Origin of the sequence: Streptomyces sp. MP131-18 (assembly GCF_001984575.1) — a bacterium.
Taxonomy (GTDB): domain Bacteria; phylum Actinomycetota; class Actinomycetes; order Streptomycetales; family Streptomycetaceae; genus Streptomyces; species Streptomyces johnsoniae.
In genome coordinates this window covers 4,134,915-4,157,664 of the sequence record NZ_LZNS01000001.1, presented here as the reverse complement: position 1 = coordinate 4,157,664, position 22,750 = coordinate 4,134,915, and the positions used below count along the sequence as shown (strand labels likewise).

Here is a 22,750-nt window from a genome sequence, read left to right as displayed (position 1 = left end):
GCACCGGCATGAGCTGGGTTACCGACTGGAGTGCGCAGGCGGCCTGCCGCACGACTGATCCGGATGAACTGTTCGTACAAGGGGCTGCTCAGAACAGGGCAAAAGCGGTCTGCACCGGGTGTCCGGTGCGCACGGAGTGCCTCGCGGACGCGCTCGACAACCGGGTCGAGTTCGGCGTCTGGGGCGGCATGACCGAGCGGGAACGGCGCGCGCTGCTGCGTCGGCGGCCCACCGTCACCTCCTGGCGGCGGCTGCTGGAGACGGCGCGCATGGAGTACGAGCGCAGCACAACTCGCGCTGTTCCGGCGTCACATGACTACGAGGAGCTGCCGGTGGGGGCCTACCGGGACTTCGCACAGGCCGGCTGATCCGTCGTCCCCCGTCCCGGTCAATCCCCGTTCCCGGACCCCACGGCCGGGCCGTCCGCGCCCCCCGCCAGCTCGCGGCCGATGGTCCGCAGCCCGGCGAGATCGTGCACGTCGCCGGGCAGCGCGGCCACTTCCACCACGGGCACCTCGGGATGCAGCGCGGTGAAACGGGCCCGAGTGCGCGCCTCGCGCGCGAGCCGGCGCATGCGCTCGGCGTGAACGCGCAGCAAGTCCGCCGTGAGCCGGTCGGCACGGACAGCGGGATGACCGTCAGAACGACCGTCCGAACGGCCGGGGTTTTCGCCGGAATCGTCATCGTCTGCGGAGTCGCCGGAGTCACCGGAGTCGCCGGGCGCGTCGTCGGCCGACGGCATGGGCGGAGCCGCCGGAGACGTGCCTTCGGGAGAGCGGCGGCCGCCCCGTGAGCCATCCTGCCCGGGCAGATGATCCACAATGCCGCCCCCCGCAAGATTCTTCGCGTCCAGCGCCTCGGCCGCCGCGGCGGCACGCTCCGCACCGAGCCGCGCGGCGGCGGAAGTGTGCACGCGGTTGAGCACGAGGCCGGCCAGCGGCATCCGTTCCGCGCCGAGCCGTTCGACGAAGTACGCCGCCTCGCGCAGCGCGTCCCGCTCCGGTGCCGCGACGACGAGGAACGCGGTGCCGCGCGCCTGGAGCAGCTGGTAGGTGGCGTCGGCGCGGGTCCTGAACCCGCCGAACATCGTGTCCATGGCGGCCACGAACGTCTGCACGTCCCGCAGCAGCGCCGCGCCGAGCACCTTGCCGAGCGTGCCGGTGACCATCGAGAGCCCGGCCATGCCGAGGCTCATCACCTTCCGCCCCGCGCGGCCGCCCGCCTTGGCCGGGGCCATCAGCACGCGGATGAAGCGGCCGTCGAGGAACGAGCCGAGCCGCTGCGGCGCGTCGAGGAAGTCGAGCGCGGAGCGGCTGGGCGGGGTGTCGACGACGATCAGGTCCCAGTCGCCGGTCGCGGCGAGCTGGCCCAGCTTCTCCATCGCCATGTACTCCTGCGTGCCCGCGAAGCCCGCGGACAGCGACTGGTAGAACGGGTTGTCCAGGATCGCGCGGGCGCGGGCCCGGTCGGCGTGCGCCTCGACGATCTCGTCGAACGTCCGCTTCATGTCCAGCATCATCGCGAACAGCTCGCCGCCCGCCGCCGGATCGATGCCGGACACGGGCCGCGGCACGTTGTCCAGCTCGGTCAGCCCCATCGACTGGGCCAGCCGCCGGGCCGGGTCGATCGTCAGCACCACGACGCGGCGCCCGCGCTCCGCGGCGCGCAGACCGAGCGCGGCGGCGGTCGTCGTCTTGCCGACGCCGCCGGAGCCGCAGCAGACGACGATGCGGATGCCGCGGTCGTCGAGCAGCGGGTCGATGTCGAGCGCGGGCACGTCCTCACTCACGGTTCGGGCTCCTCCCCGCACCGCCCGGGTGCTGGCGGTGTTCCGACGGCGTCCTGATCAAGTCCGGTGCGGCGGTGTCCGTCCGCACACGGCCTCATGCGGGCCTCATGCGGGCAGCACCCGCTCCGATCGCCTCCACGGGCCTTCACCACTCCAGCTCGCGCAGGCGGCGCGCCAGCCGGTACAGGCCGGCCAGGTCGGCACCCTCGTCGAGGAGCGGCAGCTCGTGAACGGGCAGGCCCAGCCCGTTCAGCTCGGCGCGCTGGGCCTTCTCAAGCGCCAGCCGCTGCGCGTGCTCGCGGCCCTGCGCGAGCAGCGGGGCGGCGAGCGCGGCGGCGTCGGGCAGACCGGCCGTGGCCAGGGCGCGGGCAACGGCGCGTTCGCCCGCCTGTCCCGCCGGCACCGCGGGCAGGTGGTGGGCCGGCCTGACCATGTTGACCACCACGGCGCCGACCGGGAGGCCCGCGGCACGCAACTCCGCGACGCCGTCGGCCGTCTCCTGCACCGGCATCTCCTCCAGCAGCGTGACCAGGTGGACGGCAGTCTCGGCCGACCTCAGCACCCGCATGACGGCCTGCGCCTGGTGGTGCACCGGGCCGACGCGCGCGAGCCCGGCGACCTCGTTGTTGACACCGAGGAACCGGGCGATGCGGCCGGTCGGCGGGGCGTCCATCACGACCGCGTCGTAGGCCCGTTCGCCGCCGTCGGGGCCGCGCCGCCTGACCGCTTCGCACGCCTTGCCGGTCAGCAGCACGTCGCGCAGGCCCGGCGCGACCGTGGTGACGAAGTCGATCGCGCCGATGCGGCGCAGGGCGCGGCCCGCGCCGCCGAGCTTGTAGAACATCTGGAGGTAGTCGAGCAGCGCCTGCTCGGCGTCGATGGCGAGCGCGAAGACCTCGCCGCCGCCGGGGCCGATGGCGATGCGGCGTTCCTCGTAGGGCAGCGCCTCGGTCTCGAAGAGCTGGGCGATGCCCTGCCGCCCTTCGACCTCGACCAGCAGGGTGCGCCTGCCGCGTTCGGCCAGGGCGAGGGCGAGGGCGGCGGCGACGGTGGTCTTGCCGGTGCCGCCCTTGCCGCTGACCACGTGCAGCCTGGTCCCGCCCGCGCTGCCGCCGGTGCCGCCGGTGCTGCTGGGGAGGCCGCCGCTGCCGGGGAGGCCGCCGGTGCCGCTCATGCCCGTTCCGCTCACGTCTGGCAGCGTACGTGAGCGGAGGGGAACGGCCCCTGGGGTGTCAGTGGTGGTCGCTAGAGTGAGGCCCATGAAGAAGTGGGAATACGCGACCGTGCCGCTGCTGGTGCACGCCACCAAGCAGATCCTGGACAACTGGGGGGACGACGGCTGGGAGTTGGTGCAGGTGATCCCGGGACCGAATCCGGAACAGCTGGTGGCGTACTTCAAGCGCGAGAAGCCGCAGTGAGCGGGGGCGGCGCCGTCGAGGCGCGGCTCGCCGAGCTGGGGATCGCGCTGCCCGAGGTCGTGCCGCCGGTCGCCGCGTACGTGCCGGCGGTGCGGAGCGGCCGGTACGTGTACACGTCGGGACAGGTCCCGATGGTCGGCGGCGAGCTGCCGGCCGCGGGGAAGGTCGGCGCCGAGGTCAGCCCGGAGCGCGCCAAGGAGCTGGCGCGGATCTGCGCGCTCAATGCGCTGGCCGCGGTCAAGTCGGTCGCCGGGGACCTGGACCGGATCGAGCGCGTGGTGAAGGTGGTCGGGTTCGTGGCCTCCGCACCGGGGTTCACCGGGCAGCCACAGGTGATCAACGGGGCGAGCGAGCTGTTCGGCGACGTCCTGGGCGAGCGCGGGCGGCACGCGCGCAGCGCGGTGGGCGTGGCGGTGCTGCCGCTCGACGCCCCGGTGGAGGTCGAGATCGTCGTGGAGCTGACGGATGACTGACGACGACGCGGGTCCCGGCGGCGGGGGCGCTTCCCGCGACGCTGCCGGCGGCGCTGCCGGCGGCGCGCAGGAGCCCACGCCCGGTCGGCAGCCCATGCCCGACTGGGAGAAGCGCTTCCGCGCGCCGCGCGTGGGCCTGCCGCAGTGGGCGCGGCACGCGCCGGACCGTTCGCTCTTCGTGTCGAACGCGACGGGCACCTTCGAGCTGTACGCGTGGGACCGGGCGAGCGGCGAGCAGCGCCAGGCCACCGACCGGCCGAACGGGACGGTCGCCGGGACGCTCAGCCCGGACGGGGCGTGGGTGTGGTGGTTCGCCGACACGGACGGCGACGAGTTCGGCGTGTGGATGCGGCAGCCGTTCCACGGCGGGCCGGACGAGCCCGCGGTGCCCGGCCTCCAGCCGTCGTTCCCTGCGGGCCTCGCGCTCGGCCACGACGGGACGGCGGTCGTGGGCCGGATGACCGAGGAGGACGGCACCACCATCCACGTGGTGCGGCCGGGCGGCGAGCCGGTCGAGATCTACCGGCACCGCCAGTCCGGCGGCGTCGGTGACCTGTCGCACGACGGCACGCTGCTGGCCGTCGAGCACACCGAGCACGGCGACGCGATGCACTCGGCCGTGCGCGTGGTGCGCCCGGACGGCAGCACGGTCGCGGAGCTGGACGACACCGAGGGCGGCACCAAGGAGCTGGGCCTGTCCGTGCTCGGCTTCGCGCCCGTGGACGGCGACTCCCGGCTGCTCATCGGGCACCAGCGGCGCGGCCGGTGGGAGCCGATGATCTGGGACCCGCTGACGGGTGAGCAGACCGAGACGGCGTTCGACCTGCCGGGCGACGTGGCCGCCGAGTGGTATCCCGACGCGGCGGGCCTGCTGGTCGAGCACAGCCGGCAGGCGCGCAGCGAGCTGTGGCGCTACGACCTGGCCGAGGGCGCGCTCACGCGCGTCGAGACGCCGCAGGGCACGGTTTCGGGAGCCACCGCACGCCCGGACGGCACCGCCGAGTACCTGTGGTCGTCGGCGGCCGAGCCGCCGCAGATCAGGTCGACGTCCGGCCAGATCGTGCTGGACCCGCCGGGGATGCGTCCCCCGCCGTCCGTTCCGGTGACGGACGCGTGGGTGGCGGGTCCCGGCGGCCGGGTGCACGCGCTGGTGCAGACGCCGCCGGGCGGCGAGGGTCCGTTCCCGACGGTGTTCGAGATCCACGGCGGCCCGACCGCGCACGACAGCGACGCGTTCACGGCGGGGCCCGCGGCGTGGCTCGACCACGGCTTCGCGGTCGTCCGGGTCAACTACCGCGGTTCGACCGGGTACGGGCGTGAGTGGACGGACGCGCTGAAGCACCGCATCGGGCTGATCGAGCTGGAGGACATCGGGGCGGTACGGGAGTGGGCCGTCTCCTCGGGGCTCGCCGATCCGGAGCGGCTGGTGCTGACGGGCGGCTCGTGGGGCGGCTACCTCACGCTGCTCGGCCTCGGCGTGCAGCCGGACGCGTGGGCGGTCGGCGTCGCCGCCGTGCCGGTGGCCGACTACGTCGCCGCGTACGAGGACGAGATGGAGGCGCTGAAGGCGATGGACCGCACCCTGCTGGGCGGCACGCCGCAGGAGGTGCCCGAGCGCTGGGCGGCGTCCTCGCCGATCACGTACGTCGACCGGGTGCGGGTGCCGGTCTACATCTCGGCCGGGGTGAACGATCCGCGGTGCCCGATCCGCCAGATCGAGAACTATGTGGACCGCCTCGCCGCGCAGGGCACCCCGCACGAGGTGTACCGGTACGACGCGGGGCACGGCTCGCTCGTGGTGGAGGAGCGGATCAAGCAGGTGGCGCAGGAGATCCGGTTCGCACAGCAGCATCTGAAGCATCCGCCGTCGTAGCCGTTCCGGCGTCGGACGTAGCCGTTCCGGCGTCGGTGGCGGGCGTTCCGGGCTCCGCGGCGGGCGTTCCGGCCTCGGTGAGGAGGCGTTCCAGCTCGGCATCGTGCTGGGACTCCACCTCCCGCCGGAACAGGCGGAACCACATGAACACGGCGAACGCCGCGAAGACGAACCACTCGGCGGTGTACCCGAGGTTCTGGAACGCGTCCATGTCGAGGCCGGTGCCGGTCGGTGCCTCGGCGGGCACGGCGGCCATCGGCTCCTCGGCGTCCCGCACCGTGATCCAGGAGTCGGAAACGTCGTACGGCAGCACGTTGATCAGCGAGGCGGCGCCGATCACGCCCAGCTGACCGGCGGACAGCCCCGTGGTCGGCGTGGTGACCTTGCTGGGCGACTCGGCGGCCTGAAGGGCCCCGGTGACTGTGACTTCGCCCTCCGGCGGCGCGGGCGGGGCCGCGTCGTCGGCCGCACCCGGCAGCCAGCCGCGGACGACCGGCACCGCCGGGCCGCCGTCGGCCGGCCGCAGCGGGGTCAGCACGTAGTAGCCGCGCTTGCCCTCCAACATGCGCCCGGGCACGAGCAGTTGCTGCTCGACGTCATAGGTGCCGGTGACCTCGGCCTGCCTGCCGACGGTCTCGGTGGTCAGCGGCAGCAGCTCGGCGAGCGGCCGCGGCGCGTCCGTCGCCTCGGCGCGCTCCTGCTGCTCGCGGTGCGAGTCCACCTGGTCCTCGAAGCGCGCCAGCTGCCAGGTGCCCGCAATCAGGCAGACAGGAATCGACAGCACCACGAAAAGGTTGATCGCCCACCAGCGGGGGGTCAGCAGGAACCGGTACACGCGCTCAACGGTACTTCCGCCGGGCCGGGCCTATGCCGTCGGGGCCTATGCCGTCGGGGCCTGGAGCACACCCGTCCGGTAGATCGTTCCCGCACACGTGCCCTCCATCCGGATCTGTGCGGCGGCGGGCTCCCCGGCGTCCGGGGTGTAGCGCAGCAGCACACCGGCGTCGGCGCCCTGGTTCCCCGTGGGTTCCTCGGCCGGGTTCTCGCCGTCGGTGGGCTCCCCGCTGGGATCGCCGGAGCCACCTGAGCCGCCGGAGTCGCTGCCCGGGCTGGTGCTCGGGCCGTCGGTGCCCGGTTCCGAGGGCTTCGGCCCGCCGGTGCCGCCGTTCTGGCTGCCGCCGTTCTGGCTGCCGCTGCTCGTCCCGCCCTGCTCCGCGCCCGTCGTGCCGCCCGTACCTTCCTGGCCGCCGCCGTCCGCAGTGCCGCCCGTGCCTCCCGTACCGCCGGCCTCACCGCTGCTGCCGGTGGTCCGGGGACGCGTTCCGCCTCCCGCGTCGTCGGTGCTCATCGGGGCGGGGGACGTGCTGGGCGACGGGCCGGTACTCGGCGGGGCGCTGCGGTCGCCGCCGTCGTCGACCTCGCAGCTGCCGATGGAGGTCTCCGCGGGCACCCAGGCGAACTGCACCTGATACGCCTCGCCCGGCGGCAGCACCAGCTCCTCGAAGGACTCGTCGGGCGCGGGCAGTTCGGTGGCGCGGTCGCCCTCGGTGCGGTCGACGATCTGCACGTCGGCGGAGCCGCCCTGGGCGAGGGGCAGCGCGGCCAGCTCGCCGTTGCCGCGAACGCGGCAGGGCTGGTCGGAGACGTTGGCGAGGCGGATGAGGCCGTAGATGCGGCCCTGCCCGTCCGGCGGTTCGAGGACGGTCTCGACCTCGCCGAGCTGGCTGCGGTCGCACGTCGGGGAGGTGACGCCCATGGTCACCTCGGGGTCGGGCGAGGCGCCGTCCGACTGCCCCTCACCGCCGGCGCCGCCCGGCAGAGACGGGTCGATGCCGCCCTCGGCGTGCTCTCCGGGCAGCGGCGCCTCGGAACCCGGCGCGTAACGCCCGAGCGACTCGTCCGAGCTGCCGCCGGCGCGGTCCTCGCCGTCCAGCGGGGTGCCGCCGCGGATGTCGCGCGCTTGGTCGCTGCCGCCGCCGGATCCGGCCGCCGCGGTGACGACGATGGGCGCGCCGAGGCCGAGCAGGGCGACGGAGGCTGCGGTGCCGAGCAGCAGCTGCCGCTTCCTGCGGCGCCGGGCGGGAACGGCCTGCCGCAGCTGGTCGAGGGAGTCGGTCGAGGGCTTGATGCCGTCCACGACGTCCCGCAGCAGCTCCCGCAGCCGGTCCTCGTCGTTCAACGGGCCACCGCCGGCGCCGCCGGCCTGCGGGCCTTCGCCGTCCGCCTGCGGGCCTTCGCCGTCCGCCGGCGGCCCGCTGGGGCGTGCGCCGGAGTGCGGGGGCGTGTCGGCGCGTGCGGCCTCGGCGTCCGGCCGGTCCGCCGGGTCTTCGGGGAGGCGGCGGCCGGGGTCGCGGTCACTCATCGGACGGCCTCCATGGCCACACGCAGCGCGGCGATGCCGCGCGAGCCGTATGCCTTGACCGAACCGGCGGAGATGCCGAGCGTCTTGGCGACCTCGGCCTCGGACATGTCGGCGAAGTAGCGCAGCACCAGCACTTCACGCTGGCGGCGCTGAAGGCCGCGCATCGCCTTGATCAGGTCGGCGCGCTCCAGCTGTTCGTAGGCGCCTTCCTCGGCGCTGGCCACGTCGGGCAGGGGCTTGGCGAGCAGCTTGAGGCCCAGTATGCGGCGCCGGAGCGTGGACCGGGACAGGTTGACGACGGTCTGGCGCAGGTAGGCGAGGGTCTTCTCGGGGTCGCGGACGCGCCCGCGCGCGGAGTGCACGCGGATGAACGCCTCCTGGACCACGTCCTCGCAGGAGGCCGTGTCGTCGAGCAGCAGGGCGGCGAGGCCGAGCAGGGAACGGTAGTGGGCGCGGTAGGTCTCCGTCAGGAAGTCGATCGTGGTGCCGGCCGTGCTCTCAGCCATGGCTTCGTCCGCGTCCTCGCCGGAGGCGTGGACACGTGCCGGCCGCGAGGCCGGGAGGGGAGCGGTCACCGGTCCGCCCCCGAGGGCGGGCAGGCGGCGCGGCGGTACCGACGGGAAACCGAGAGCCTCTGCAACCTCTGCCACGTCTGTTGGACACGCTCTCCCCCGCAAAGGTTGTACGGCGCGGGCAGGCTGCCGGCTTTTGCCTCACTTCGTGTCACACCCACCGCCCGCCGTGAAGATCCCAACTGGTCCGCGTCCCGGCCCCGGTAGGGGCACCAAAGACACTCCCCGCACCGCAGTTGGTTTCCAGCGGTGCGGGGAGTAGAAATCGTCTCTCGGCGGATTGGTCCGGAGCAAGCCATGCGGGCCTACGACTTGGTCACGAGAGCTTCACATCTGGCCAACATCGGCCAAACGACGAGCGATCCGACGCACGCCCCGTTGGCGATCCGACGCACGCCTCGACGAGCGACCCGTTGGCGAATCAGCGCCCGGTCCCTCCATACACGACCGCTTCCTCGGACTCACTGTCAAGACCGAACGCGGAGTGGACGGCGCGCACCGCCTGATTCACATCGTCCTCGCGGGTCACGACGGAGATCCGGATTTCCGAGGTGGAGATCAGCTCGATGTTGACCCCCGCGTTCGACAGCGCCTCGAAGAAGGTCGCCGTCACGCCGGGGTTGGTCTTCATCCCCGCGCCGACCAGGGAAATCTTGGCGATCTGGTCGTCGTAGCGCAGCGCGTCGAAGCCGATGAGCGAGCGCCGCTTCTCCAGCGCCTCGATCGCCTTGTGTCCCTCGGACTTGGGGAGGGTGAACGAAATGTCCGTCAGGCCGGTGGACGCGGCGGAGACGTTCTGCACCACCATGTCGATGTTGACCTCGGAGTCGGCGATGGTCCGGAAAATCTTCGCGGCCTCGCCGGGCTTGTCCGGGACTCCGACGACGGTGATCTTCGCCTCGGAGGTGTCGTGGGCGACACCCGAGATGATTGCCTGCTCCATGGGCTGCCCTCCTAGCGGCTGATTGCTGACCCAGGTGCCCTTCAGCCCTGAGAACGACGAGCGGACGTGGATCGGGATGTTGTAGCGCCGTGCGTATTCCACGCAGCGGTGCAGCAGCACCTTGGAACCCGAACTGGCCAGCTCCAGCATGTCCTCGAACGAGATCCAGTCGATCTTACGGGCCTTCTTGACGACGCGCGGGTCGGCGGTGAAAACGCCGTCGACGTCGGTGTAGATCTCGCACACCTCGGCGTTGAGCGCGGCGGCGAGGGCGACGGCAGTGGTGTCGGAGCCACCGCGGCCGAGGGTGGTGATGTCCTTGCTGCTCTGGGACACCCCCTGGAAGCCGGCGACGATTGCGATGTTGCCCGCGTCGACGGAGCTCTGGATGCGCCCCGGGGTCACATCGATGATGCGGGCCTTGTTGTGAACGGAGTCGGTGATGACACCGGCCTGACTGCCGGTGAACGACTGTGCCTCATGCCCGAGCGCTTTGATCGCCATTGCCAGCAGCGCCATGGAGATCCGCTCTCCCGACGTCAGCAGCATGTCCAGCTCGCGCCCCTGCGCGACCGGGGACACCTGGCCAGCGAGATCGATCAGCTCGTCCGTCGAATCGCCCATTGCCGAAACCACGACGACCACCTGGTGGCCGTTCTTCTTGGCCTCGACGACCCGCTTGGCGACGCGCTTGATGCCTTCGGCATCGGCAACGGAGGAGCCGCCGTACTTCTGCACGACAAGGCCCACGTGTGCTCGCTCCTCGTTCTCTTGCTTTCCATGGCCGAAAATCGACCACAGCCGGATAAATTCTACCGAGCGGCCCCGTCGACCCGCCCGCTCAGCGAGCTTCCCTGCCCCGAGGAGGCCGGGGCACACGGAAATGTGCCCGAAACGTAAGAGATGTCACACGGCAACGCGTGTGATCTCGCGAATGAACGGTCCGGACGGTCCGGACGGGCCGGACGGCCGTCGGTCGGAGCAGGTGGAAGTGCCCGCGTGGCCGACCCGGCTTAACGTTCCCTTATGGCCGGTTTGTCACCTTCGCGCGCGGATCTTCTCGACCCGCCGCTGGTCCGGGCCCTGCGGAAGACCGGCGCCTACGGAGCCGGGATCTACCTGCTGGCGCCCGGCGAGCGGGTGCTGCGGCTCGCCGTGACGTCCGGGCTGCCGCGGAGGTTCATCGGCGACTGGCTGCGCGTGCCGGTCGACGCCGGGGAGCCGCTCGGCGACGCCGTGGAGAACCGGCGGCTGGTGTGGCTCGGCGTCCGCGAGATGGAGCGCCGCTACGCCAGGCCGGACGACGTCACGCCCTATCCGCTCGCCGCCGCGTTCGTGCCGATCCTGCGCGGGGACACCTGCTGGGGCGCGATAGCGCTGATCTGGCCGGGGAACCACCCGGACGAGCTGGCGCGGGACGAGCGCGACATCATCGACGACACCACCACGCGCCTGGCCGACCTGCTGGCCGGGGCCGAACGCGAAGGGCGACCCGTTCGCGCAAGTGAAGAGCCGCATGTACTGGTGCGCCCGCGGGCGCGCACGCCGGGGCACGAGGAGGCGCAGGCGGCGGCCGGGTTCGCGGAACGGCTCCCGGAAGGCTGCTGGGCGCTCGACCTGGACGGGCGGCTGACGTACGTCAGCGGCAGCGCGGCCAAACTCGTCGGCGCCGACGTGACCGAGCTGCTCGGCGCGCGGCCGTGGGACGCACTGCCGTGGCTGTCCGACCCGGTGTTCGAGGACAGGTACCGGGCGGCGCTGTTCAGCCGCCAGCCCGGATCGTTCACCGCGCTCAAGCCGCCGGAACGGTGGCTGCGCTTCCAGCTCTACCCCGACGCCTTCGGCATCAGCGTGCGCATCACCCCGGCGTCGGCCGCGCCGGGGGCGCGCGCCGTCTCGGAGGCGCGCGCGGCGCCCACGCGGGCCGGGGCGCTGTACCACATGATGCAGCTGGCCACGGTGCTGACCGAGGCGGTCAGCGTGCGGGACGTCGTGGACCTCGTCGCCAGCCAGATCATGCCCGCGCTGGACGCCCAGGGGCTGCTGATGTTCGTCGCCGAGGGCGGCCGGCTGCGGGCCCTCGGCCACCGAGGCTACCGCGCCGAGGCCGTCGCCCACTTCGACGGCGCCTCCCTGACCCCGGCCACCACCCCCGCGGCCCGTGTCCTCGCGGACGGCGCACCCGCGTTCTACCCCTCGCCGGAAGCGCTGGCGGCGCACTTCCCTGGGCTGCCCGAGCTGTCAGGGAAGTCGGCCTGGGCCATGCTGCCGCTGATCGCGACGGGACGGACCGTCGGCTGCTGCGTCATCTCGTACGAACGCCCGCGCGAATTCTCGCCCGAGGAGCGCGGGATCATGTCCTCGCTCGCCGGACTGATCGCGCAGGCCCTGGAACGCGCCCGCCTGCACGACACGCGTCACCACCTCGCGCGCCGTCTGCAAGCCGGTCTGCTGCCGCGCGTGCTCCCGCGCGTGCCGGGGCTCGACGTTGCCGCGCGCTACCTGCCCGCCTCGCACGGCATGGAGATCGGCGGCGACTTCTACGACCTGATCCGGCTCGACGAGGACGGCTCCGGAACGGTCTCGGTCGCGGCGGCGATCGGCGACGTCCAGGGCCACAACGTGACAGCGGCGGCGTTGATGGGCCAGGTGCGCACCGCCGTGCACGCCACCGCCGGCGAACCGCCGGGCGAAGTGCTCGCGCGTGCCAACCGGCTGCTGACTGACCTCGACCCGGGCCTGTTCACCAGCTGCCTGTACGTCCAACTCGATCTGTCCGCGCGGCGGCTGAGCCTCTCGACGGCCGGGCACCCGCCGCCGCTCGTGCGGTACCCGGACGGGCGGGTGGTGGCGCTGGAGGTCCCGCCCGGCCCGCTGCTCGGCATCGAGCCGGACGCCGCCTACCCGGCCACGGAGACCGGGCTGCCGGAAGGCGCGGTGCTGCTCCTCTACACGGACGGGCTGATCGAGCGGCCCGGCATCGACATAGGCGACGCGATCGCCGAGCTCGCGGCGCAGCTCGGCGGGGCGCCGTCGGGCCGTCCGATGGACGAACTCGCCGATGGCTTGCTGCGGCACGCCCGACAGACGGAGTCGCGCAGCGACGACATCGCTCTGCTGCTGCTCAGCCCGGTGAGCTGAGCAGCAGCACGGATAGGGAGCACGCGAGCACGCGAGCACACTGGGCGGGAGCTGGAGCTGGAGCTGGAGCGGTACGGGAACGGGGCGGGCGCGGCGCGGCCGGTACGGCGCGGTGCCGCCGCCGGTGGCCCCGGTTGTGCGCGTCGCGTTCCGCCGCCTCAGCCGCCGATGACCCAGCCGCCGCCGTCGGAGCTGAGCGTTGCCATCACCACGATCGCCAGCACGATGTCCACCGCGCCGAGCACCATGCCCGCCTTCGCCATGCCGTTCGGCGTACTGCGGTATGCGACCGCGCCGAGCACCAACGCGAGCGTTCCGAGAATGATTCCGGCGAAGAAGAGACCGACAATTCCGCATACCAGACTCGCCGTTGACAGCCCGCTGCTCTCGCGTCTCGACAGCCCCGTGCTGTGGCCTGCCATGTGATCCTCCTTCAGGTCGAGGAGTTGACATGGCCACCGAGTGCCCCGGGGGCGCGGGGCTATTCCTGGCGCGAGCATCCCCGCGAGTGTCCCGGGGCAGGGAAGGACCGCACCAAGCCATGGTGCGCCGGCCGCCGATACGAATGGTCAGCCGCCGACGCAAACGATCAGGAAGGGCCGGAACGCAGACCGAGCGGGGCCGCGATCTCGGCCTCCATGACGCGGCCGGCCTGACGTTCCAGGTCGCCGTCCTCGGCATCGCTGTCCGTGTCCAGACCGTCCAGCTCGGCCAGCGGCGTGTCCAGCCGGACGTGCGCCACCAGCGACTGCAACGCGCGGAGCGCGGCGCTCGCCGTGGGCCCCCAGTTCGACAGGTAGGAGAACTGCCACCACCACAGCGCCTCGCTCACCCGGCCCCTGCGGTAGTGCGCCATGCCGTGCCGCAGGTCGGAGATGATGTCCGCCAGATCATCGGAGATCCGGGCCGCCACCGGGGTGCTGCGCGGCACGTAGGGGTCGAACACCTCCGAGTAGACATCGACCGGCGCGAGCAGCGCGGCCAGCCGCTCGCGCAACTCGTCCATGTCCGGCTCAGGACCGGTGTCCGGCTCGTAGCGCTCCTCGGGAACGATGTCCTCGTACGCGCCGAGCCTGCCGCCTGCCAGCAGGACCTGCGAGACCTGGAGCAGCAGGTAGGGCACGGCGCTGTCCGGATCGTCCCCCTTGGCCACCTCCGTGACCGCCACGATGAAACTCTCCACCTGGTCGGCGATCTGAACGGCGAAGTCGTCCGGGCCGGCCTGGCCCCCGGCCGGACCGGTGGTGGTGCCCTCCACCGGCGTCTGCGGTATCGGCGTCGCTTCGGTCATCACCTGGTCGCCTCCCCAACGGTCGCTACGTCTGCGCCTGCAATGCCTGCATTACACATCAAGCAGCCGCCTACCCTCGAAAGCACGTCCCAAGGTGACCTCGTCGGCATACTCCAAGTCTCCCCCCACCGGCAGCCCGCTGGCCAGCCGAGTGACCCGCAGACCCAGCGAGCTGACCATCCGGGCCAGGTAGGTGGCGGTCGCCTCGCCCTCCAGATTGGGGTCCGTGGCGAGGATCAGCTCCGTGACGGCGCCGTCGGCGAGGCGCGCGAGCAGCTCCCGAATCCGCAGATCGCCGGGGCCGACGCCGTCGATCGGACTGATGGCCCCGCCCAGCACGTGGTACCTGCCGCGGAACTCGCGGGTACGCTCGATCGCCACCACGTCCTTGGGCTCCTCGACCACGCAGATCACCGCGGGGTCGCGGCGCGGGTCGAGGCAGACCCGGCAGCGCTCCTCCTGGGCGACATTGCCGCACTCGGCGCAGAACCGGACCTTCTCCTTGACCTCGGTCAGCGCGTGCGCGAGACGGCGGACGTCGGTCGTCTCGGCCTGGAGGATGTGGAAAGCAATCCGCTGAGCGCTCTTGGGGCCGACGCCCGGGAGTCTCCCCAGCTCGTCGATGAGGTCCTGGACGACGCCCTCGTACATCAGAACGGCAGTCCGGGGAGGCCGCCGCCCCCGCCCAGCCCCTGTGCGAGAGGGCCGAGCTTGGTCTTGGCCAGCTCCTGCGCCGCGTTGTTCGCGTCGCGGACCGCGGCGATCACCAGGTCCGCAAGGGTCTCGGTGTCGTCCGGGTCCACCGCCCGGGGGTCGATCACCAGGGCCGTCAGCTCACCGGAGCCGGTGACCGTCGCCTTGACCAGCCCGCCGCCCGCGGAACCCTCCACGGGCGTCTCGGCCAGCTCCTGCTGCGCCGCGGCAAGGTCCTGCTGCATTTTCTGGGCCTGCTGCAACAACTGCTGCATATCGACCCCACCACCGGGAAACACGGCTCACTCCTGGCTCGTCGACGACGTGTGCGTACCCCTTGAGCCTACGGGCTCGGGCCGCTGCGGTCTCACTCGTGATGAAACTCCTCAATAACTGTCGCTCCCAGCTCTTTCACGATCAGGTCGTATCCGCTGAGCGCCGTATCGTCGAGATCCGCATCGTCCTCGGCGGGGACGTCGTCCTCGGCCGCGACCGACGGCGGCCCCGACGGCTGCGGCTGCGGTGGTGGCGCGGCCGCCGGAACGCCCGCCGCGCCGCCGCCCGCGGCGGGCGGCGGGGCGGCGGGGCGCGGGGCCGGCGGCGCGGCCGCCGGAGCCGTGGGCCGCGGGGCGGGCGGAACGGGCCGCCCGCCGCCGGCCCCGCCCGGGCCCCCAGCGCCGCCGCCCGGGTCGACGACGGCCTCGACCCGCCACTGCCCGCCCAGCGACTCGCCCAGCGCCTGGCGCAACACGTCCTCGCTGCCGCCGTTGACGAAACTGTCCCGCGCCCCCGGCGTCGCGAAGCCGAGGCGCAGCACGCCGCCCTCGACGCTCAGCACCTGGGCGTTCTGGCTGAGGAGAATCCAGGTGTAGCGGCGCTTGCCCTTGACCGCGTCCAGCACGCTCGGCCAGACCTGCCGCACCCGCTCCTGATCGCCGGCCGATGCGGCGGCCGACGCGGCAACCGGGGCGGCCGGGGCCGCCGGCGCGGAGCGCTCCGGCCGCGCCGGCTCCGGCGCCTGCGCCGGCGGCCTGGAGGCGCTGGGCCAGGCCCCGGGCCGCGGCCCGGAACCGGCCGCCGCCTGCGGCTGCGGCTCCTCCGCGGCGGGCGGCGGGGGCGGAGGCGCAGGCGGCGCCGCAGGCGTGACCGCCTGCGGCGGGGGCGGGGCGGCTGCCTGCGGCGGTGCGGGAGCGGCGGCCATCGGCGGCGTCGGCGACGGCGGGGCCAGTGCCGCACCCCGCTCCAGCCGGTCCAGACGGCTCAGCAGCGCCTGCTCGTCACCGTAGGCCGCGGGCAGCAGCACGCGGGCGCAGATCAGCTCCAGCTGGAGCCGCGGCGAGGTGGCGCCCCGCATCTCGGTCAACCCGGTGTTGACCAGGTCGGCCGCCCTGCTCAGCTCTGCCGGGCCCAGGGCAGCGGCCTGGGCACTCATCCGCTCCAGCACGTCCACGGGCACGTCGATCAGGCCCTTGTCCGCGGCATCGGGCACGGCCGCGAGAATCAGCAGGTCGCGCAGCCGTTCCAGCAGGTCCGTCACGAACCGCCGCGGATCGTGTCCGCCCTCGATCACCCGGTCCACGACCTCGAACGCCGCCGCGCCATCCCCCGCCGAGAAGGCGTCGACCACCGCGTCGAGCAGCGCGCCGTCCGTGTAGCCCAGCAGCGCCGTGGCCATCTCGTAGGTGACACCGTCCTCGCCGGCCCCGGCGAGCAACTGGTCCATGACGGACATCGAATCCCGCACCGACCCGGCCCCTGACCGCACGACGAGCGGCAGCACGGCCCCGTCCACCGGAATCGCCTCGCGGGCGCACACCTCCCCCAGGTAGTCGCGCAACGTGCCGGGCGGCACCAGCCGGAACGGATAGTGATGGGTCCGCGACCGGATGGTGCCGATGACCTTCTCCGGCTCGGTGGTCGCGAAGATGAACTTCAGGTGCTCCGGCGGCTCCTCCACCACCTTCAGCAGGGCGTTGAACCCCGCCGGGGTGACCATGTGCGCCTCGTCGATGATGTAGATCTTGTACCGGCTGGCCGCCGGGCCGAAGAACGCCTTCTCCCGCAGCTCCCTGGCGTCGTCGACACCACCGTGCGAAGCCGCGTCGATCTCGATGACGTCGATCGATCCCGGCCCGTTCCGCGCGAGATCGAGACACGAGCGGCACTCCCCGCACGGCGTGGGCGTGGGCCCCTGCTCACAGTTGAGACAGCGGGCGAGGATGCGCGCACTGGTCGTCTTGCCACAACCCCGCGGCCCGCTGAACAGATACGCGTGGTTGACCCGGTTGTTCCGCAGGGCCTGCTGGAGGGGATCGGTGACATGCTCCTGCCCGATGACCTCGGCGAAGGTCTCGGGTCGGTAGCGGCGGTACAGCGCGAGGGAGGACACGACTCCGACGATATCGGCCACCACTGACAGACGAAGGGCCCCTCACGCACCCACCAGAGCTCGCCTACCCTTGCTGCCTTCCGGCCCTGGGGGAGTTCAACGAGATAGCGCCGCGTGAGGGGCTGCCGCCACCCTACCGGATCTCCGCCCCTCCCCCCGCCCCCACCCAACGGTTCGCGACCATCCGAGGATGTCTTGTATCGTGTCCGGCGGAGGATTCGCCTAGAGGCCTAGGGCGCACGCTTGGAAAGCGTGTTGGGTTCACACCCTCACGAGTTCGAATCTCGTATCCTCCGCCCAGCTCTCACCGGGCTGAACGAAGGCCCCCGCCGCCATCCACGGCCGGGGGCCTTCGTCTTGTCTCAGCCACCGTTGTCCTGGTTTTTGTCCGCAGTGGGTGCGGCCGGGGTTTCCCGGAGGTTGTCCGCCCCAGCCCGTGATCGCGTCCGGGACACCGAGGCTGAGCAGGACGGTACCGGCGGTGTGGCGGGCTTCGTGCAGGCGGCCCTCGTGTACGCCCGCCGCCTTGTGCGGTATGCGTCCGGCGTCAGTCGGTCTGTTGGTGAGGTGCTGGGGAGGTGTTCGCGCGGGGCGGCAGCATGCGCAGGGCCATCACGGTGCCGTCGTCGCCGAACGAGACGGGACCCCACTCCGGGACTGTCACCTCGGTCGGCCAGGTTCCGCGCCGCTCGTACGCCCGGTGCCGGTACTCCTCGACCCGGCCTGCCGCCAGCAGCTCGTACAGTTCCGTGGCCATCCCCGAGAACGCCTCGACGCGGCTTCCGCTGAACCGTTCCGGGTTCGGTAGAGACTCGATTCCATGTACGGATTGAGTCATGGCACGCCCTTCCTCCTATCCTCTTGAGCTGCGCAAACGAGCGCTCCGTATGGTCGCCGAGGTCCGCGGTGACTACCCGAATCAATCGGCCGCGCTGAAGGCAGTCGCGCAGAAGCTGGGCATCGGTTCGGCCGAGACGCTGCGGAACCGGGTGAAGCAGGACGAGATCGACTCCGGTCGCCTGCGGGCACGACCACCGAGGAGTCCGCCCAGCTCAAGGCGTTGAAGAAGGAGAACGCCGAGCTGAAGCGGGCGAACGACATCCTGAAGGCCGCGGCGTCTCTCTTCGCGGCCGAGCTCGACCGGCCACACACACGCTCGTAGCGTTCATCGACGAGTACCGGGCCCGCTTCGGCGGCGTCGAGCCGATCTGCCGCGTGCTCGCCGAGCACGACTGCAAGATCGCCCCCTCCACCTACTACGCCCACCGCAAACGTCTCCGGGCCCCGTCCGCCCGCACTGTCCGTGACACAGAGCTGAGGCCCCTCATCAGGCAGATCTTCGACTCCAACTACCGTGTCCACGGAGCCAGGAAGGTCTGGCGGGAGCTGCACCGACAGGGCCACATCGTTGCCCGGTGCACCGTCGAACGCCTCATGCGCGAGCTCGGCGTCACCGGGGCCGTCCGCGGGAAGAAGATTATTACGGCGATCCCGGACAGCTCTGTGGAGCGGGCGCCGGACCTGCTGGACCGCGACTTCGTCGCGTTAGCCCCGAACCGCTGCTGGGTCGCGGACTTCACCCACGTCAGCACCTGGTCGGGGGTCGTCTACATCGCCTTCGTCGTCGACACCTTGCCCCGCCGCATCGTCGGCTGATCCGCCGCCCTGTCGAAAGAGACACGGCTCGTCCTGGACGCTCTGGACATGGCCCTGTGGCAATGCGACCGCGACGAACAGCCTTATCAGCGAGGCGAGTTGATACATCATTCCGATGCCGGGTCGCAATATACGAGTTTTCGGCTTGCCGAGCACCTGGACACCGCCGGCATCGCGGCCTCGATCGGCTCCGTCGGCGACGCCTACGACAACGCCCTCATGGAGTCCACTATCGGCCTGTTCAAGACCGAGCTGATCAAGCCCCGACGGCCCTGGAAAACCCTTTCCCAGGTCGAACTCGCCACCGCCGAGTGGATCGACTGGTACTGCCACCGCCGACTGCACGGTGAAATAGAGCACATCCCACCCGTCGAATACGAGACCAACAACTACCTCACGACCATGAAACCACAGGTCAAAACCACAATCTGAAGTCTCTACCGAACCCGGAACGGTTCACTTTCGTCGGCCTGGACCAGTTGTGCAATCGCCGGGACCGGGCTGCCGCCCGACGAGGCCAGGAGCATCATCGCCCGCCGGAACCGCACCGAACTGGTGCTTCCCCGCCGAACGATCCGCTGCAGCTTCTGCCCCTCCTGCTCGGTCAGTGGGCGAACCCTCACCGGTGATGCCATACCCGCCCCCTGCCACACGCCTTCCTGACATCCAGCACAACGAGCGGCCCGGCAACAGTTTCCGGTCACAGCACCTGGGAGCGCAGGAAGCCCCGTCGGGGCAGGGTGACCAAATGGGTCCCCTGCCCCGACGGAGCTCGGTCGGCCGGGCGGCGGGTTACCGGCTGGCAGAGGCCTGTGCCGTGTACGGTGCTCCCCGGCTCAGCCGAAGTTCACGTCGCTGCACCACATGTAGGCCTGGTCGAGGTGCGAGGCCTGCCAGATCACGAACAGGATGTGGTGTCCGGTGTAGCCGGAGGTCTGGACGGGGAACGAGATGTTCTGCGCCGGGGCGAAGCGGCCGGTCTGCGTGATGAAATCGAGGTTGCCCCAGCCCAGGGTCTGGGTCGTGGGGTTGAAGCCCTGCTTGCTCACGTAGACCCTGAAGTAGTCGGCACCGTGGGATGCCTGGTCGTACAGCTGGACCGTGAAGTTGTTGCTGATGTTGGTCGTCTTCCACGCCCCGGGCCTGTTCAGGCTGGCGTTCCTCGAGAGGTTGTTGCTGCAGAGCGTCCCGTCGGGGGTCCTCGCCTGGAACTGGCCACCGAGGCCGTCGCGGAGCGCGCTCATCCAGTTCCACATGGTGTCGGGGTTGGCCTGGAAGGCCTGCCAACACATGGGGTCTTGGGTCTGCATGGCCGGGTTCGTGTGGTTGCTGCCCCACGTATTCCAGCACTGGTACGCGCGGGAGGCGGGGTTGACGATGGTGCCGTGAGCCTGGGCGGGGGTCGACCAGGCCAGTGCGCCGGCAACCAAGGCGAACAGCATGACGAGCGCCTGGAGAGGCTGGCGGAGGGACGACCGCGAACGCCCGGTTAACGGACTCTGTTTGCGCATGTGGGGAGAACTCCTTGTAGTCGCAAGGCTGCTATGGAGCGCTCCCAGCTCCCAAGAGTAGGTCTTTTGAGCGAAAGGTCAATGAAACAAACAGAGTTGATTACAGGGGTGGGTGGCGAGCAGGGAATCTGCCGTGAGCCGGGAGTCAGAACCGTTCCCGGGACCGGAAAGCGAGGCTGCGGCCTGGACTGGCGTGCGGGGCGATGCCAGGGAGGGGCGTTCGCAGCACGGCAACGCGACCTGGTTCTGGCGTGAGGGCTGTCCAGTTCCATAACACGCGAGATCCCAGGTCCCGCTGGTGCGCTTCCGTACACCCGAGTCGGCCTCGTCGGCCAAGTTGCCTGGTAGGAGCTGTGACTGTATGGCGCCTCGGGCGGGGAACGCGGCCGATGGCACGCAGCGGGAACGTGCGTACTCCTCGGATCTGAACCGACGGCACTGGAGCATGGATGCCGAAGCGAGGGAAGCCGCCGGCAACGCAGATCAGCCTCGGCGCGCTCCAACTCACCTGGGCCACCGCTGCGGCCACAAGACGCTCGCGGACCAGGTGCCGGAACACTTGCCGGTGGACCGTCTGCGCTGGATACGTCGCCGGACCCTCGCCGAGGAACACCACTGGCGGGCGCCCCGGTACGGCGGCCGTTGGACGCCCGTCGCCACCGGGCGTCGAGACGCATGAACCCGCCGTGCTCGCGCCGGTCCATCGGCAGCTCCGCAAGGCGCTTGAGGACAGCCGGAACGAGCCGGGCAAGGCCGACTTCTACTACGGCGAGATGGAGATGCGCCGCCATGACGCCGAGGCGTCCCGCGGCGAGCGGACGCTGCTGCGGCTGTACTGGGCACTCTCCGGATACGGTCTACGCGCCTCGCGTGCCCTGGCCTGGCTGGTCCTGGCCATGACGGCCACCGTGCTCGCGATGATGCTGTGCGGGCTGCCGCAGGCCGACCCGGACCCGGTCAGTGCGGGGACCACCGACGGCCACCGAGTAATCCTGACGACCAGGAAGCCGACACCCGTCAACCCGGAAGGGCCGTAGTACACAAGGCGTCTGTCGACCGCGCGGTTCGAGAAGTCCGTGAGAGCGGTGGTCAACTCGGTGATTTCCCGGGCCTCCGGACAGGACCTGACCACCACCAGGACGTACGTCGAGATGACTGCCCGCCTCGTCGAGCCGGCCCTGCTCGGGCTTGCCGTTCTCGCCGTGCGTAGCCGCGTGAAGCGGTGACGTGCCCCGGTGCCGCCAAGCACGCCGTTGCGTCGGATCAGTGTGCGATCACCGCCTCAGTGCCAATCCCCTGGTTCAGAGCTTGGTCATGGTCCGTGGTCAGCTGTGCTGACCAGGCTCGCCGCTGGCGGGGCAAGAAAGCGGCCCAGCTGATGGCAACTGGTCTCAATTCTGGTCTCGTTCACCCCCATCCGGGCACGTCCGGACCGGACCACCACGAACACTTCTCCGCAGGTCAAAACGCTGCCGAACCCGCCCGAACCCGCGTACGAACAGTTGGAAAGCGTGTTGGGTTCACACCCTCACGAGTTCGAATCTCGTATCCTCCGCCAGCTCTCACCGGGCTGAACGCGGGCCCCCGCCGCCATCCACGGCCGGGGCCCGCGTCTTGTTCAGGCACCGTTGTCCTGTTCTTTGTCCACATCGCTGTTTTCCTGCGGCCCCCAGCTGGCGTCCGCCAGCTTCCGCGCCACGTCCTTCGGCATGGCGTCGGGCACATGCAGGTACCGCGCCCGCATCCGGGCGGAGGTGGTGCCCGGCTCCCACCCCATGATCTGGTCGATGACGCGGTCCGGGACCCCGAGCAACATGAGCACGGTGGCGGCGGTGTGCCGGGCGTCGTGAAGGCGCGCATCCCGCACCCCCGCGTCATGCAGCAGCCGCTTCCAGTCGTGATAGTCCGTGTTCGGACTGAGCGGACCACCGAGGGGCCTGGTGAACACGTACTCCGAGGCGGTCCACAGGTTCCCGGCGGCCTCGCGCTCCCGGGCCTGAGTCTTCTTGTGCGCACGCAGCATCCGGACCAAGGGGGCCCGGGAGGGGCACCGCGCGGCGCCCCGCGCGGGACTTGGTGTTCTTGGTCTCGCGCCGCACCTGCTTCCGTTCGGGGCAGTAGCCGGCTTCCGGCCGCACGGATCGGCGGCCTTGCACCCATGCTCGTACTTCGGGCGCAGCCGGTTCCGGCGCAACTTCAGGTACTCGTGGTCCAGATCGACATCAGACCACCGCAGTCCCAGCGTCTCGCCCTGGCGCAGACCGAGCGCCAACGCCAGCATCCACCGGGCGCTGTTGCGGCGCTTGTTCACCTCGATCAGCAGGCTTTGCACTTCTTCGACCGAGTAGGGCTCTATCTCCTCTTCGTCCTCCTCCACCCGTGGCGGCTTGGCCAGCGCGGCGGCGTTCTTCGCGGCGTGGCCGCGCCGTACCGCTTCCCCGAAGGCTGCGCACGCTCGTCGAGGGCCTGCCGCCGATGCTCGCGTCGGCGGAGCCGCCGCCCGGCCGTTCCCTCGGACACGGACATGAGGGTGGAAAGTGCCTCCGACGGAAGCGGGAACAAGGACCTCGGCATTCCTCATTCTCGCTGGTCGAAGGCACTTTCCGTTCGGCTGATCGTCTATCGGACAACACGCTTCA

20 protein-coding genes, 1 tRNA gene, 1 other RNA gene and 3 pseudogenes are annotated in these 22,750 nt (G+C 71.3%); 9 read left to right on the top strand and 16 right to left on the bottom strand.

The window, feature by feature from the left end:
- The first annotated feature begins 8 nt into the window (after positions 1-8).
- On the top strand, positions 9-368 hold the full coding sequence (locus tag STBA_RS18675) for a WhiB family transcriptional regulator (protein ID WP_077060338.1): 360 nt from the start codon (positions 9-11) through the stop codon (positions 366-368).
- A gap of 20 nt (positions 369-388) precedes the next feature.
- Here STBA_RS18675 and STBA_RS18670 read toward each other — a convergent pair whose 3' ends face one another.
- Together STBA_RS18670 and STBA_RS18665 are read right to left on the bottom strand one after the other, a co-directional pair.
- Positions 389-1,789, bottom strand: a complete 1,401-nt coding sequence (locus STBA_RS18670; protein ID WP_077060337.1) for an ArsA family ATPase — start codon at positions 1,787-1,789, stop codon at positions 389-391.
- Positions 1,790-1,934: 145 nt separating this feature from the next.
- The gene (locus STBA_RS18665) at positions 1,935-2,873 is read right to left on the bottom strand and encodes an ArsA-related P-loop ATPase (RefSeq protein WP_253195246.1); all 939 of its coding nucleotides are present in this window, start codon (positions 2,871-2,873) and stop codon (positions 1,935-1,937) included.
- A gap of 175 nt (positions 2,874-3,048) precedes the next feature.
- On the opposite strand from STBA_RS18665, the gene STBA_RS37215 reads away from it, so the two are divergent.
- The 3 genes from STBA_RS37215 (at position 3,049) to STBA_RS18655 (ending at position 5,553) form a co-directional block, all read left to right on the top strand.
- Positions 3,049-3,207 carry a DUF4177 domain-containing protein gene (locus STBA_RS37215; RefSeq protein ID WP_143659512.1) on the top strand — a complete coding sequence of 53 codons (159 nt, stop codon included), beginning with the start codon at positions 3,049-3,051 and terminating at the stop codon, positions 3,205-3,207.
- Positions 3,204-3,680: a RidA family protein gene (locus STBA_RS18660; protein ID WP_077060336.1), complete on the top strand. Its 477-nt coding sequence runs from the start codon at positions 3,204-3,206 to the stop codon at positions 3,678-3,680. The genes STBA_RS37215 and STBA_RS18660 overlap by 4 nt, the downstream gene beginning before the upstream one ends.
- A gap of 94 nt (positions 3,681-3,774) precedes the next feature.
- Positions 3,775-5,553, top strand: coding sequence for a prolyl oligopeptidase family serine peptidase (locus STBA_RS18655; protein WP_077060335.1), 1,779 nt, complete (start codon positions 3,775-3,777; stop codon positions 5,551-5,553).
- Here STBA_RS18655 and STBA_RS18650 read toward each other — a convergent pair.
- The 4 genes from STBA_RS18650 to STBA_RS18635 all read right to left on the bottom strand — a co-directional run bounded on the left by STBA_RS18650 (position 5,492) and on the right by STBA_RS18635 (position 10,180).
- On the bottom strand, positions 5,492-6,388 hold the full coding sequence (locus STBA_RS18650) for an SURF1 family protein (RefSeq protein ID WP_077060334.1): 897 nt from the start codon (positions 6,386-6,388) through the stop codon (positions 5,492-5,494). The two genes, STBA_RS18655 and STBA_RS18650, sit on opposite strands and share 62 nt — an antisense overlap.
- A 45-nt stretch (positions 6,389-6,433) precedes the next feature.
- The gene (locus STBA_RS18645) at positions 6,434-7,915 is read right to left on the bottom strand and encodes a DUF4232 domain-containing protein (protein WP_077060333.1); all 1,482 of its coding nucleotides are present in this window, start codon (positions 7,913-7,915) and stop codon (positions 6,434-6,436) included.
- Entirely contained in the window at positions 7,912-8,514 is a 603-nt protein-coding gene (locus STBA_RS18640) for a SigE family RNA polymerase sigma factor (RefSeq protein ID WP_077063421.1), read from the bottom strand. The genes STBA_RS18645 and STBA_RS18640 overlap by 4 nt, the downstream gene beginning before the upstream one ends.
- Before the next feature lie 394 nt (positions 8,515-8,908).
- Positions 8,909-10,180, bottom strand: a complete 1,272-nt coding sequence (locus tag STBA_RS18635) for an aspartate kinase (protein WP_077060332.1) — start codon at positions 10,178-10,180, stop codon at positions 8,909-8,911.
- A 276-nt stretch (positions 10,181-10,456) separates the two neighbouring features.
- On the opposite strand from STBA_RS18635, the gene STBA_RS18630 reads away from it, so the two are divergent.
- Entirely contained in the window at positions 10,457-12,571 is a 2,115-nt protein-coding gene (locus STBA_RS18630; protein ID WP_077060331.1) for a SpoIIE family protein phosphatase, read from the top strand.
- 158 nt (positions 12,572-12,729) lie between these two features.
- Here STBA_RS18630 and STBA_RS18625 read toward each other — a convergent pair whose 3' ends face one another.
- The 6 genes from STBA_RS18625 to ffs all read right to left on the bottom strand — a co-directional run bounded on the left by STBA_RS18625 (position 12,730) and on the right by ffs (position 17,071).
- The gene (locus tag STBA_RS18625) at positions 12,730-12,993 is read right to left on the bottom strand and encodes a DUF4190 domain-containing protein (protein WP_077060330.1); all 264 of its coding nucleotides are present in this window, start codon (positions 12,991-12,993) and stop codon (positions 12,730-12,732) included.
- Between the two features lie 167 nt (positions 12,994-13,160).
- A complete protein-coding gene (locus tag STBA_RS18620; protein WP_079252009.1) occupies positions 13,161-13,862 on the bottom strand; it encodes a DUF5063 domain-containing protein in 702 nt (233 codons plus the stop codon).
- 51 nt (positions 13,863-13,913) lie between these two features.
- The gene (recR, locus tag STBA_RS18615) at positions 13,914-14,513 is read right to left on the bottom strand and encodes a recombination mediator RecR (protein ID WP_077060329.1); all 600 of its coding nucleotides are present in this window, start codon (positions 14,511-14,513) and stop codon (positions 13,914-13,916) included.
- Complete coding sequence (locus STBA_RS18610) at positions 14,513-14,854, bottom strand: YbaB/EbfC family nucleoid-associated protein (RefSeq protein ID WP_077060328.1); 342 nt, start codon at positions 14,852-14,854, stop codon at positions 14,513-14,515. The genes recR and STBA_RS18610 overlap by 1 nt, the downstream gene beginning before the upstream one ends.
- A 68-nt stretch (positions 14,855-14,922) precedes the next feature.
- On the bottom strand, positions 14,923-16,944 hold the full coding sequence (locus tag STBA_RS18605; RefSeq protein WP_077063419.1) for a DNA polymerase III subunit gamma and tau: 2,022 nt from the start codon (positions 16,942-16,944) through the stop codon (positions 14,923-14,925).
- Positions 16,945-16,974: 30 nt separating this feature from the next.
- Positions 16,975-17,071, bottom strand: an RNA gene (gene ffs / locus STBA_RS18600) — signal recognition particle sRNA small type.
- A gap of 84 nt (positions 17,072-17,155) precedes the next feature.
- On the opposite strand from ffs, the gene STBA_RS18595 reads away from it, so the two are divergent.
- Positions 17,156-17,240, top strand: a tRNA-Ser gene (locus STBA_RS18595).
- 251 nt (positions 17,241-17,491) lie between these two features.
- Here STBA_RS18595 and STBA_RS18590 read toward each other — a convergent pair.
- Positions 17,492-17,782 (bottom strand): hypothetical protein, encoded by a 291-nt coding sequence (locus STBA_RS18590; RefSeq protein ID WP_143659511.1) that lies wholly within the window; start codon positions 17,780-17,782, stop codon positions 17,492-17,494.
- Between STBA_RS18590 and STBA_RS18585 the strand changes: the two are divergent.
- Positions 17,781-19,032: pseudogene (locus tag STBA_RS18585) on the top strand (IS3 family transposase). The gene STBA_RS18590 and the pseudogene STBA_RS18585 overlap by 2 nt on opposite strands.
- A 29-nt stretch (positions 19,033-19,061) precedes the next feature.
- Here STBA_RS18585 and STBA_RS38870 read toward each other — a convergent pair.
- Together STBA_RS38870 and STBA_RS18575 are read right to left on the bottom strand one after the other, a co-directional pair.
- A pseudogene (locus STBA_RS38870) lies at positions 19,062-19,235 on the bottom strand (IS630 family transposase); the annotation flags it as partial.
- A gap of 201 nt (positions 19,236-19,436) precedes the next feature.
- Positions 19,437-20,042, bottom strand: coding sequence for a lytic polysaccharide monooxygenase (locus STBA_RS18575; RefSeq protein WP_077060326.1), 606 nt, complete (start codon positions 20,040-20,042; stop codon positions 19,437-19,439).
- A 755-nt stretch (positions 20,043-20,797) separates the two neighbouring features.
- Here STBA_RS18575 and STBA_RS38865 point away from each other — a divergent pair.
- Together STBA_RS38865 and STBA_RS38860 are read left to right on the top strand one after the other, a co-directional pair.
- Positions 20,798-21,148, top strand: coding sequence for a hypothetical protein (locus tag STBA_RS38865; protein WP_253194820.1), 351 nt, complete (start codon positions 20,798-20,800; stop codon positions 21,146-21,148).
- 39 nt (positions 21,149-21,187) lie between these two features.
- On the top strand, positions 21,188-21,337 hold the full coding sequence (locus tag STBA_RS38860; RefSeq protein WP_253194818.1) for a hypothetical protein: 150 nt from the start codon (positions 21,188-21,190) through the stop codon (positions 21,335-21,337).
- Between the two features lie 392 nt (positions 21,338-21,729).
- Here the strand turns inward: STBA_RS38860 and STBA_RS18565 are convergent.
- Positions 21,730-22,655 (bottom strand): annotated as a pseudogene (locus STBA_RS18565) (site-specific integrase); the annotation flags it as partial.
- Between the last annotated feature and the right edge of the window lie 95 nt (positions 22,656-22,750).